The organism is Kosakonia pseudosacchari (assembly GCF_900184035.1).
GTDB lineage: Bacteria > Pseudomonadota > Gammaproteobacteria > Enterobacterales > Enterobacteriaceae > Kosakonia > Kosakonia pseudosacchari.
In genome coordinates, this window is record NZ_FXWP01000004.1 from 98,111 (window position 1) to 110,216 (window position 12,106).

At 53.4% G+C, this 12,106-nt stretch carries 11 protein-coding genes; 4 read left to right on the plus strand and 7 right to left on the minus strand.

Annotated features, from left to right (window positions below; translation table 11 throughout):
• Positions 1-29 precede the first annotated feature (29 nt).
• The 5 genes from BN2591_RS00495 to BN2591_RS00515 form a co-directional block, all read right to left on the minus strand.
• A complete protein-coding gene (locus BN2591_RS00495; RefSeq protein ID WP_086868161.1) occupies positions 30-1,586 on the minus strand; it encodes a cyclic di-GMP phosphodiesterase in 1,557 nt (518 codons plus the stop codon).
• Between the two features lie 158 nt (positions 1,587-1,744).
• A complete protein-coding gene (gene mepS, locus BN2591_RS00500) occupies positions 1,745-2,308 on the minus strand; it encodes a bifunctional murein DD-endopeptidase/murein LD-carboxypeptidase (protein WP_017458539.1) in 564 nt (187 codons plus the stop codon).
• Positions 2,309-2,731: 423 nt separating this feature from the next.
• A complete protein-coding gene (locus BN2591_RS00505; protein WP_086868162.1) occupies positions 2,732-3,433 on the minus strand; it encodes a phosphatase PAP2 family protein in 702 nt (233 codons plus the stop codon).
• A gap of 40 nt (positions 3,434-3,473) precedes the next feature.
• Positions 3,474-4,454 (minus strand): CobW family GTP-binding protein, encoded by a 981-nt coding sequence (locus tag BN2591_RS00510; RefSeq protein WP_086868163.1) that lies wholly within the window; start codon positions 4,452-4,454, stop codon positions 3,474-3,476.
• Between the two features lie 120 nt (positions 4,455-4,574).
• Positions 4,575-6,041, minus strand: coding sequence for a mannitol dehydrogenase family protein (locus BN2591_RS00515; protein WP_086868165.1), 1,467 nt, complete (start codon positions 6,039-6,041; stop codon positions 4,575-4,577).
• Positions 6,042-6,247: 206 nt separating this feature from the next.
• Here BN2591_RS00515 and uxuA point away from each other — a divergent pair, with 206 nt between their 5' ends.
• The gene (gene uxuA / locus BN2591_RS00520) at positions 6,248-7,438 is read left to right on the plus strand and encodes a mannonate dehydratase (RefSeq protein WP_086868166.1); all 1,191 of its coding nucleotides are present in this window, start codon (positions 6,248-6,250) and stop codon (positions 7,436-7,438) included.
• Positions 7,439-7,504: 66 nt separating this feature from the next.
• Here uxuA and yeiP read toward each other — a convergent pair whose 3' ends face one another.
• Positions 7,505-8,077, minus strand: coding sequence for an elongation factor P-like protein YeiP (gene yeiP, locus BN2591_RS00525; RefSeq protein WP_017458534.1), 573 nt, complete (start codon positions 8,075-8,077; stop codon positions 7,505-7,507).
• A 164-nt stretch (positions 8,078-8,241) separates the two neighbouring features.
• Here yeiP and BN2591_RS00530 point away from each other — a divergent pair, with 164 nt between their 5' ends.
• Positions 8,242-8,496: a YkgJ family cysteine cluster protein gene (locus BN2591_RS00530; protein ID WP_017458533.1), complete on the plus strand. Its 255-nt coding sequence runs from the start codon at positions 8,242-8,244 to the stop codon at positions 8,494-8,496.
• On the opposite strand, the gene setB is transcribed toward BN2591_RS00530, so the two are convergent.
• Positions 8,493-9,674, minus strand: a complete 1,182-nt coding sequence (setB, locus tag BN2591_RS00535; RefSeq protein ID WP_086868167.1) for a sugar efflux transporter SetB — start codon at positions 9,672-9,674, stop codon at positions 8,493-8,495. The genes BN2591_RS00530 and setB overlap by 4 nt on opposite strands.
• Before the next feature lie 362 nt (positions 9,675-10,036).
• On the opposite strand from setB, the gene fruB reads away from it, so the two are divergent.
• Both fruB and fruK read left to right on the plus strand, forming a co-directional pair.
• Positions 10,037-11,167: a fused PTS fructose transporter subunit IIA/HPr protein gene (gene fruB / locus BN2591_RS00540; RefSeq protein WP_086868402.1), complete on the plus strand. Its 1,131-nt coding sequence runs from the start codon at positions 10,037-10,039 to the stop codon at positions 11,165-11,167.
• On the plus strand, positions 11,168-12,106 hold the full coding sequence (fruK, locus tag BN2591_RS00545) for a 1-phosphofructokinase (protein ID WP_086868169.1): 939 nt from the start codon (positions 11,168-11,170) through the stop codon (positions 12,104-12,106).

The window sequence follows — 12,106 nt, forward strand, 5'->3', positions numbered from 1 at the left end:
AGGCCTGGTCTGATGTGAAATGATTCACGCTAAAGCATGGTGGTGAACTCTGGCGGATGCCATGCGACAAACTGTTCCAGTGTCAGCGGTCGGCTGAAAAAATAGCCCTGCATATAATGAATGCCGTGTTCGCGTAGCCACCTGGCTTGTTCTGGCGTTTCGACACCTTCGGCAACCGTGAGCATATTTAACCGCTTCGCCAGCGTCAGAACGGCATCGAGCACCGGCGATGTCACGGTTTCTGTACCGATGGCGTTAACGAAACCCCGGTCGATTTTCAGATAATCAAGCGTAAAGCGCTCCAGATAGATCAATGCACTGTGCCCGGTACCAAAATCGTCAATAGCGATTTCATAACCTTCGTTGCGCAGCAACTCAAACAGTTTGGTCACTTCCGTATAGCGCAGCATATCCCGCTCGGTAATTTCCAGCACAATACTGAAATGGTGTGGGGGCAGGGAGTGGGCGAAGTCGCGGATATCGTCAAGGAAATTGGCGGCATGCAAATGGCCTGGCGCGATATTAACGCCCATTTTTGCGCCCGGCGGGAGCAGCGTTTGTAATACGGGCGCATCTCGAGCAATCAGGTCAAACAGATGCAATGTCAGCGGCACAATAAGCTGCTGCGCTTCGGCAAAGTGAATAAAAGCGTCAGGCGATATTTCTCCTGCGGTGGGATGCCGCCAGCGCATCAGCACTTCGATACCCGTCACTTTCAGATCTTTCGCGCCGATAACGGGCTGATAAACGACATAAAACTGGTCGCGCTTAATGGCCGTGAGGATCTCTCTGCCGGGGCGCAATTGCGTGTTAAGGATGAAAGCGCTCAGCAATGCTACCAGCATGCCAAAGGTGGCGCCCAGCAGCGCGGCAAATTGTATATCTTCCGGACGCCACTTTTCGGCGTAGAGATAAAGCGTAATTGGCGAATCTTCAATCCGGGTGGTCAGAAAAGGGGGCTGAGGCATATTGCTCAGGTTAAGAAGCCCGCTGGAAAACGTGGAGACAGCCCGATCGCCAATACCCAGGGCGATGCCGGTTAAATCCGGTTGCTGCGAGGTGTAAAGCCTGTAGGGGGTCAGATTGATGTTCAGCGTAGCGAATACGCCCCGATGATCCAGTAATGGGCTGCGAAACCAGAGCGCGATGGCGGGTTTATCCGGCATCATTGGCGTCCCGGGTAAAAACACCATATCGCTGGTTTTATCGAGATCGATTTCCGGTACCAGATCTTTCATCGCAAGGCTCATCTCACCGGTGGCTGAGGAGCAAAAGGCGAGGCGATCTTTCACCAGTAAAAAAGCGCGCACATTCATGCTGAATGCGGCGCGGGAAGTGAGCTCGCTGGTGACGGCGTGGCAATCATTCAGCGTGAGTGGCTGGAGTGATTCGGCAGTGGCGCGGATGTCGTTGAGATAGTCCGTAAGCCAGGACTGCATATTCGTGAGCAGCGTATCGTATCTGGCTTCCCGACGCTGTTGTTCGAACCAAAACTGACAGCCACTCGCGATTAATGCTGAAAACAGACCGATAAGCAGGCTGGTCAGCAAAATTTTTCGATTAACGGAAAAATGGCGGGTGAACATAGCGTTGGGCCCATTGTAAGTGCTCGGGGCGGCGTAGTGACAGAGTCGGACTATAACCTGAAAAGGTTCGTATAGCATAATGCAGGCATAAAAAAACACTGCCGGAGCAGTGTTTTTTTATACTTAACGTCAGCCAAGGGAAAACCGGCATTAAGCAATTAGCTGCGTGTCAGGATGCGTCGCGCTTCGTTATAGCGCTTCTTCCAGTACGGCTCATCCATGCTTGAAATCATGACGCCGTTGCTGGTGGAGGCATGAACAAACTGGTTATTACCGATATAAATGCCAACGTGTCGGCCGGTAGAACCCGCACGGAACAGAACTAAATCGCCTGTGCGCAAACTGGTGCGCGAAATAGACTTGCCTGTTTCCTGCTGTTCCCAGGTGGAACGCGGCAGCTCTAAACCAAACTGTTCACGGAAAGTACGCTGCACAAAGCCGGAACAATCGATGCCTTTTTTGGTGTCGCCGCCTAAACGGTAGCGAACGCCTTTCCAGTCAGCATATTGATCCATAATGCGGCCTTTTACGTCCAGATTACGAACCATATTTTCAAATTCATCCTGAGAGGCTTGCAGTGAAGAGTTGTCTTCGCCCACAGCAAGCGTCTCAGAATGCACGTTCTTTGCGGTATTTGTCGAACAAGCTGAAAGCAGAACCGCTACTGCAATCGCGGGTATCGCCCGCACGATATATCTCAAAATCGGCTGAGATTTGACCATGTTGCTTATTTTCCCTTGAAGTCCTTAACGATAAATATCGTTATAAAAAATGCCAACGCAGCGAGATTAATTATCTGAATGCATCGAGACAAACGCTCTGACGTAATTTTGTGGAAGAACGCACAAATTTACGCGCAATGAGAATAAGAGCACTCTTTGCGACAAGACGAACCGAGGTTACCTGAACATCTTCGGCATGGCGAGCGGTTTTCTTTAATTTTTTATAAGAAATTATGATACAGAAAGTGAATTCTCAGAATTGAATAAAAAATAACCAATTTGGCTTAAATAGCGTGCAAATTGCTCTTTTATAGGCAGATTGCCGTGACGAGAAAATGACAAAATTAGGCAAAAGCCGGGATTAGGCATCAGAGATCGAAAACGATCTCTGATGAATGCGCGTTATTGATAATCGGAAGTTGTTTAAATTTTGTTATTTCCGGGCAGGAAATGATCAAAGGCAGAAATAATTCTGTCGCTAAGTGGTGTTAGTAAACACCACGGCAAACCGATCAAAACAGCCGAGAGAGAACCGACAGCAATATCGGTAAACCAGTGTGCGCCAATCATCACGCGCGGGAAGGCGAAAACCACAAAAATAATCAGGGCAACACCCAACGCTTTTCGGCCGAAATATCGCCACATTACGCCAGCGAAAATAAGCAGCATCATGCCGTGATCGCCAGGGAAACTGTCTTTCGAGGCGTCTTTGGTGGGGAAGTTGAGCAAATCACTAACCCGGTGAATATCGGTAAAGAACAGCGACGGACTGGCGCGTTTGACGGGCATCAGATTCTGCGCCAGTTGATTGATCACCACGGCTATCAGCAGCATCGCCAGGCCAATCATCAGAATACGGCGTCGTCCGCTCGCATCTTCTTTTAACCAGAAAGCGAGCATTAAACAGCCCATTGCTACCAGCGAGCAGGCGTCAAAGGCGCGGTTATTGGTAAGCGCTACCAGCCACAAGTAAGCGCGGTTTTCCACCAGACCCTGGTTGAAAAAGTGGAACATCGCGGCGTCCAGCGGAAACCAGAAACCGTGGTTAGCAGGGAGGTACCAGGAAATAAATAGCGCCAGCCCTGCGGCGTTCAACAGTAAAATTAGTGGTAAACGAGTTTTCATTACGAGTCTATTTTCAATTAACACGGCGGCAACGTTAGTGTTACTGACTTAAACGAAGCTTCAACAAAGCGGATTGAAGTGTGTTCCAGTCGGCCTCCGAGGCGGTGATCAACTCGATACGGCTGTCCGGCGGCGCAACGTTTTGCGTTTCGATATGCAGATCCTGCCCCTGGCGGTTAACGCGCAGCAATCCTTCCGGAATGCGCATCACCCCTTTCACCCGCTCGACCGGCGCAAGCCGTGCCCACTCCAGCAAACCGATGGTGTCGAACACCGTTTCTTCATCAAAAATCCAGCCGCAGGCGTGATGGCCCTGGCCGCTGTTAAGACTGCGACGCCAGCGCTGGTGTGCCGGCAAGCTTAATGCCGCGAGCCCCTTCTTCTCATCGTGAGCATGGTTATGCGCGGCACTTGAAGGCAGCGCACGCAGGTTACGGCGAGGAAGATCAAGCAGAGCGCCATCAATAGCGCCCTGGGTCGCACTGACCTGTAAGCGCTCGCCACCAAACTCGGCCCACCACGCCTCCAGCGCTTGCTGGCTCTGCGGTGTGGCGCGATCCTGTTTATTGGCGACAACAATATCCGCCGCCGCTAACTGGTCGCGAAAGTTTTCGTTGTGAAGTGCTTTTTCATCCAGTAACTGGCGGGGATCGAGCAAGCAGAGCGTTGCGCGCAGGTCAATCCACGGCTCATACACCGGCGCGGTGAGCATATCGAGGATCTGTTTTGGGTGGCCCAGCCCGGTCGGTTCTATCAGCAGGCGGTCAGGTTTCCCCTGGCGCAGCAGCGTATTCAGACCCACCTGCATCGGCAGGCCATTCACACAGCACATACATCCGCCCGGGATCTCTTTTAGTAGCGCACCGCTGTCAGCCAGTAGCGCGCCATCAATGCCGACTTCACCAAATTCATTCACCAGCACGGCCCATTTTTCCTGCGGGTCTTTATTGGCCAGCAAATGCAAAATCGACGTGGTTTTACCGCTTCCGAGAAAGCCGGTGATGAGGTTGGTTTTGGTCACAAGATCTCCAGGCGTCAACAAAATTTAAACATGACTGACGATCCTGGCGAAAAAAGTGCGAAAAGAGAAGGGCGCGGACGGCGTAAAAGCACTAACCGTCCGCTTTAGTAGCAGAAATTGTTAATTACCGAGTGCGCGTTTTACCGCGGCATGCGCACCTTCGGTGGTGAGCATCTGCCATGCGTCATTAATGGCATTAACAAACGTCGGGTTGAGCGGCAGGTCGCTACCGAAAATCTCTTTGAGCGTCAGCAGTGCCGTTACGCGTTCATCGACGCTGCTGGTTTCAACAATCGCGTGAATTTTATCCGCCAGCGGATCGCGAATATCAATACTGTTACCGGCGTCATCCACGCCGCTGACGTAGCGCATCCAGCCCGCAATGCCCAGCGCTAACAGCGGCCACTGCGTTTCTCGTTGCAAATGTACCCGAACACCGTCCAGCATACGCTGCGGTAGCTTCTGGCTGCCGTCCATGGCGATTTGCCAGGTACGGTGCTTCAGCGCCGGGTTAGCAAAACGGTCGATCAGGCTATCGGCATAGGCGGTAAGATCAACGCCGGTAATACGCAGCGTCGGGGCTTGTTCCTGGAGCATCAGGCGGCGCACCGCCGTGCGGAAGAGCTCATCCTGCATGCAGTCATTAATATGCGCGAAGCCTGCCAGGTAGCCGAGATAGGCCAGAAAAGAGTGGCTGCCATTGAGCATACGTAACTTCATCTGCTCCCACGGCTGCACATCCTGCACCAGTTGTACGCCAGCTACTTCCCATTCGGGACGTCCGGCAACGAAATTATCTTCAATTACCCACTGAATGAATGGCTCGCAACTGATGGCGCACGGATCAAATACCCCCAGCGCTTCGCCAATTTCCGCCAGTGATTCATCTGTTGCCGCCGGAACAATGCGGTCCACCATGGTAGCCGGGAAACTTACATGTTCCTCTATCCACTGCGCCAGTTCCGGTGAGCGGGTTTGCGCCATTCCGAGTACGGCATTTTTAACAATATGACCATTATCGGGAATATTATCGCAGGAGAGTACCGTAAAGGGCGGCAACCCGCGTTCACGGCGACGGGAGAGCGCTTCAACCAGAATCCCTGGCGCTGAGTGCGGTTCGCCTGGGTGCTGGAGATCGTGTTCGATGCGCGGCTGATGCAGATCCAGTTTGCCGCTGGCAGGATCGATGCAATAGCCTTTCTCGGTGATGGTCAGGGAAACAATCGCCACTTGCGGTTCGCAAAATTTTTCAATAATGGCGGGCAGCGAGTCGAGTTTCGCGTTCAGGCATTCGTTCACCACGCCAATGATTATCGGTTGGTTTCCCTCCGCCCCTTTTTCCAGCACGGTGTATAAATGATTCTGCTCGCGTAACTGGGACATCAGCACATCGCCGCTGAACAGGCTGATTTCACAGATCCCCCAGTCACCGCCTTGCGCGTTAAGCACCCGGTTGGTCAGCAATGCCTGATGCGCGCGATGAAATGCGCCAAAACCAAAGTGCACAATTCGCGAGCGCAGTTGTGTGCGGTCATACTGGGGTTGCTGTACGCTGGCGGGCAGCGTTACGGAGGCGATTGTCTTCATCTATATACACCTGATTAACCAATAATTAACAATGCGCAGTGTAAAGTTATATGACAGCAAAAAGAATTGGTATGCCGTAATTATCCGGGGAATGTGAGCTGGATCAATCATTGCTGTGGGAAGATTTGACCGCTGTAATTAAGCATGTATGGTAGTCGTCATATGTTTGTGTGTATTGGTATAACAACTTTGTAGAGGGTAAGGCAATGGAACAAACCTGGCGTTGGTATGGACCGAACGATCCGGTGTCGCTTGATGATGTGCGTCAGGCAGGCGCGACGGGCGTCGTGACCGCACTGCACCATATCCCGAACGGCCAGGTCTGGCCGGTTGACGAGATCAAAGCGCGTCAGGCGCTGCTGGCGGAAAAAGGGCTGGTCTGGTCGGTGGTCGAAAGTATTCCGGTGCATGAAGATATTAAAACCCATACCGGGCAGTACGATACCTGGATTGCCAACTATCAGCAGAGTATCCGCAACCTGGCAGCCTGCGGTATTGATACCGTGTGCTACAACTTTATGCCGATCCTCGACTGGACGCGTACCGATCTGGAATATGAACTACCGGACGGTTCCAGAGCGCTGCGTTTTGACCAGATTGCTTTTGCCGCGTTTGAGTTGCATATCCTGAAGCGCAAAGGCGCAGAAGCTGACTACAGCGAAGAAGAGCAGCGCCAGGCGCAGGCTTACTTCAACACCATGACTGAAGCGGAAGTCGAAAAGCTGACGCGCAATATCATCGCTGGTCTGCCTGGCGCGGAAGAGGGCTATACCCTTGAGCAGTTCCATGCGCGCCTTGCGGAATACGACGGGATCGACAAAGCGCAACTGCGTGAAAACATGGCCTATTTCCTGCGCGCTATTGTGCCGGTTGCGCAGGAAGTGGGCGTGCGTATGGCGGTTCACCCGGACGATCCGCCGCGCCCGATCCTCGGCCTGCCGCGTATCGTTTCTACTCTTGAAGATATGCAGTGGCTGAAAGAAGCAGTAGACAGCATCAATAACGGTTTCACGATGTGCACAGGTTCATACGGTGTGCGTGCGGATAACGACTTAGTGCGGATGATCGAGACGTTTGGCGATCGCATTCACTTCACGCACCTGCGTTCAACCTGTCGCGAAGATAACCCGAAAACGTTCCATGAAGCCGCGCATTTGCAGGGCGATGTGGATATGGTGTCGGTGGTTGCCGCCATTCTGACCGAAGAGCAGCGCCGCAAGAAAGCCGGCGATTTGCGTCCGATCCCGTTCCGCCCGGATCATGGTCACCAGATGCTGGACGATCTGCGTAAGAAAACCAACCCAGGTTACTCGGCGATTGGTCGCCTGAAAGGGATGGCGGAAGTGCGCGGCGTTGAGCTGGCGCTGAAGAAAACGCTGTTCCGCGATCTGCTGTAAGCCGGTTTACCGTCGGAAAATAAAAAGCCACTTCAATGAAGTGGCTTTTTTACTGCATCCCGCTTATCAGTCGGCGCGGCCCATATAGCGGCGCTCTTCGATATGAATACGGATTTTCTCGCCGGTGGTCAGGTATTCCGGCACCTGGACAACCAGACCGGTGGTCAGTGTTGCTGGTTTGGTGCGCGAGCTGGCGGAAGCGCCTTTGATACCTGGTGCGGTTTCCACAATTTCAAGATCCACTGTCTGCGGCAGTTCGAGCGCCAGCAACTGGCCGTCCCACAGCAGAACCTGCATATCCGGCATGCCGCCTTCCGGAATAAACAGCAGTTCTTCTTCAATCTGCTCTTTATTGAAGGTGTACGGCGTGTAATCCTCTTTATCCATAAACACGTATTCGTTGCCGTCAACATAAGAGAAGTCGACAAAACGACGGTTCAGGGTCACGGTATCAAGGATATCATCGCCTTTAAAACGCTCTTCCACTTTCAGCCCGGTACGGACATCGGAAAAACGCATTTTGTAGAGCGTTGCCGCGCCACGGGCGCTCGGTGACTGAATATCAATATCTTTCACAATCAGCAGTTTGCCGTTGTAATTCAGCACCATACCTTTTTTAATTTCGTTCGCTCTTGGCATTGCAAGGGTCCTGTAAATTGAAAATAACGAAAATATCGCGACAAACTACTCGCGAGGAACTTTCCAGGCAAGTGGAATCGGAGAGTTTTGCGTTCAGAGGGCAAAAGATGATAGCTTGCGCCCTGCACGCGCAGCCCCGCGCGCCTGATAAAAAGAGAACGTTTATGGAATGCCGCCCGGACTGCGGAGCCTGCTGTACCGCCCCGTCCATCAGTAGCCCGATACCCGGTATGCCTGACGGCAAGCCCGCGAATACGCCCTGCGTTCAGCTCGACGCGCAAAAGCGCTGCAAAATATTCGGCTCGCCGCTGCGCCCAAAAGTCTGCGCCGGGCTGCAACCGAGCCGCGACATGTGCGGCGCAAACCGCGAGCAGGCGATGGTTTATCTGCTCGATCTTGAACAACAAACCGCGCCTTAAATATCTTTTATCCGGCTCAGGCAAACCTGCGTAACCAGCGTCATCGCCAGCGCAATCCAGAACACCGCGTGATAACTCCAGATCTCTGCCACCACGCCAGCCAGCGAACCGGCGATAATCCAGCCGACACGCGTGGTATTAGTATAAAGGGTGGTGGCTGAACCCGCCTGGCCAGGCATCAAATCCTGAAAATAGAGCATGCCAATCCCGGCAAGAATGCCGATATAAATCGCGTTCAGCAGTTGCAAAGCAAGCAATACGACGGGGGTGTGCACCGTCAGCATTCCGGCATAAAAGAAGATGCCCGCCACGGCGCTAACGCGCATCAGAAAGCGTTTGCCGAAGCGCTTTGCGTAATACCCGGCAATCAGCATGGTGGGGATTTCCAGCCCGGCTGCCGTACCCATCATCACACCAGCCAATTTCTCCGGCAGATGCAGTTCATCAATAATGAACAGCGGCATATTAATAATATAAAGGCTGTTGGTGCCCCACATCAGCGTACAAATCACGAACAACAGCAGTGCATCACGGCGGTGAGTGCGTGGCGCTTCCATCACCGCTGATTTCAGCTTCGGCTCTTTACGCATGGTTGGCAGGAACAGCCACACCATTGCGCCGCAGACAATAAAAGCTGCCGCCGCGCACAAATACATGGTGGAAAAACCAAAACCCATCGCCAGCGCGTAGGCCAGCGGTGGGCCAATCACCCACGCCAGTGATACTTGCGCGCGCAGTATTGAGCTGAACATCACGGCTTCACGTCCGGTGCGATCTGCATGCTCACGCGCAAGGGCAAACATTTGCGGGTTCGCTGTTGAGCCGAAACTGCTGAGGAAAACCCCGACAAACAACAAAACAAAGTAGTTACGGTTCCAGGCGAACAACACACAGGCCAGTACGCCGAGCAGGCAACAGAACACAATCAGCGTCTTGCGATCGCCTTTACGATCCGAGCGTCCGGCAAGAAACTGGCTCACCAGAATGCCAATCACCGCGCTGCCGGTAAAAAAGAAGCCCACCATTGCCGGGCGAACGTGCACTTCGTTGGTTAAAAACAGGCTCAACGTCGGCGTTTGCAACGCACCGGCAATCCCCGTTAAAAAGGCGACAATCAGGAATGCCGTCGAGGTGAAATCAAAAGCGCCGGGACGGGCAGCGGCGGGAGAATTTTGCATATTAAATGAGATCCAAAAGCGAGACGCGGAGTGTACGCCGCTGCATGAAAAAAACACAGCCTGCTAAGCAATATTTGCGACAAAAAATCCAAATCCTTTTCCCGGAATTCATTCAGGCTGACGAAAGCTGAAAGTGGATTGCTGAACGGAAAGGTCACTTCAGCAAATTTACCTTACGCGCGGGCGAAATGTGCTGAACCTCAAAATTCTGCAACGCAAAATGAGAGAATTCTTGCTTACGGACGAAAAAAAGTGAATGCTCCTTGAAACGTTTCAGCGTCATCGCGTTATGTCTGAACAACGGCGGTGACGCACTCTTTCTCAATGTAGCTGAAACGATTCAATTCAGCGAGCGAGGTCACATGTTCCAGTTATCTGTTCAGGACATCCATCCAGGCCAGCAGGCCAGCAATAAAGAAGATGCCATCCGCCAGATTGCGGCGGCGCTGGCAGCAGCCGGCAACGTCGCCGACGGTTACGTCGATGGCATGCTGGCGCGCGAAGGGCAAACTTCCACCTATCTTGGCAATGGCATTGCCATTCCTCACGGCACTACCGACACGCGCGATCAAGTGCTGAAAACCGGTGTGAAAGTTTTCCAGTTCCCGCAGGGCATCCTCTGGAGCGAAGGGCAGGTGGCGTATGTCGCCATCGGTATCGCTGCCAGCTCCGACGAACATCTTGGGCTGCTGCGTCAGCTGACGCATGTGCTGAGCGATGATTCTGTGGCCGCACAGTTGCAGTCCGCTACGTCCCCTGAAGAGTTGCGTGCATTGCTGATGGGTGAAAAGCAGAGCGCATCACTCAAGCTGGATAATGAAACCTTAACGCTTGATGTTGCCGCCAGCGATCTGACGACGCTGCAAGCGCTGAACGCCGCGCGCCTGAAAGAGGCGGGGGCGGTTGACGCGGCGTATGTTACCCGCGCCATTAACGAGAAACCGCTGAACCTGGGTCAGGGCATCTGGCTGAACGACAGTGCTGAAGGCAACCTGCTGAGCGCAATTGCGGTCAGTCGTGCAGCCACCCCGTTTGAGGTGGAAGGTGAGCATGCCGCGCTGCTGGTCAGTGTCGCCATGGCCGACGAACAGCCAGTTGCGGTACTTAAGCGTCTTAGCGATCTGCTGCTCAACAATAAAACCAATCTGCTGCTGAACGCCGATGCCGCTACGCTGCTGGCGCTGCTGACCAGCGACGATGCGGTGGCTGAAGACCTGCTGAGCGAGGAGTTTGTCGTGCGTAACGAACACGGCTTGCACGCACGTCCGGGCACCGTGTTGGTTAACACTATCAAGCAATTTAACAGTGAAATCACCGTCACCAACCTTGACGGTACTGGCAAACCCGCAAATGGACGGAGTCTGATGAAAGTTGTTGCACTTGGCGTGAAGAAAGGACACCGCCTGCGTTTCACCGCGCAGGGTGATGATGCTGAACAGGCGCTGAAAGCGATTGGCGAAGCCATCGCGTCTGGTCTGGGAGAGGGAGCATAAATGAGCAGACGTGTAGCTACGATTACCCTGAATCCGGCCTATGACCTGGTGGGTTTCACCCCGGAAATTGAACGCGGCGAAGTTAACCTTGTGCGCACCACTGGCCTGCATGCCGCGGGTAAAGGGATCAACGTCGCAAAGGTGCTGAAAGACCTTGGCATTGATGTCACCGTGGGTGGCTTCCTCGGTAAAGATAACCAGGACGGCTTTCAGCAACTGTTCAGCGAGCTGGGCATTGCCAACCGTTTCCAGGTAGTGCAGGGGCGTACCCGCATCAACGTGAAGCTGACGGAAAAAGATGGCGAAGTAACGGACTTTAACTTCTCCGGCTTTGAAGTTACCCCGGCTGACTGGGAGCGCTTTGTTAACGATTCACTGACCTGGCTTGGTCAGTTCGACATGGTTTGCGTGAGCGGCAGCCTGCCGTCTGGCGTCACTCCGGAAGCCTTTACCGACTGGATGACGCGCCTGCGTAGTCAGTGCCCGTGCATTATCTTTGACAGCAGCCGCGATGCGCTGGTAGCCGGCCTGAAAGCCGCGCCGTGGCTGGTGAAACCAAACCGCCGTGAGCTGGAAATCTGGGCGGGCCGTAAATTGCCAGAATTGAAGGACGTTATTGAAGCCGCTCATGCGCTTCGCGAACAGGGGATCGCCCATGTGGTGATTTCACTGGGCGCAGAAGGCGCGCTGTGGGTTAACGCTTCGGGCGAATGGATCGCCAAACCGCCGTCAATGGAAGTGGTAAGCACCGTTGGCGCAGGGGATTCAATGGTCGGTGGGCTGATTTACGGTCTGCTGATGCGTGAATCCAGTGAACATACATTACGCCTGGCCACCGCTGTTGCTGCACTGGCGGTAAGTCAGAGTAACGTAGGTATTACCGATCGTACCCAGTTAGCCGCGATGATGGCGCGAGTTGACTTAAAACCCTTCAACTAA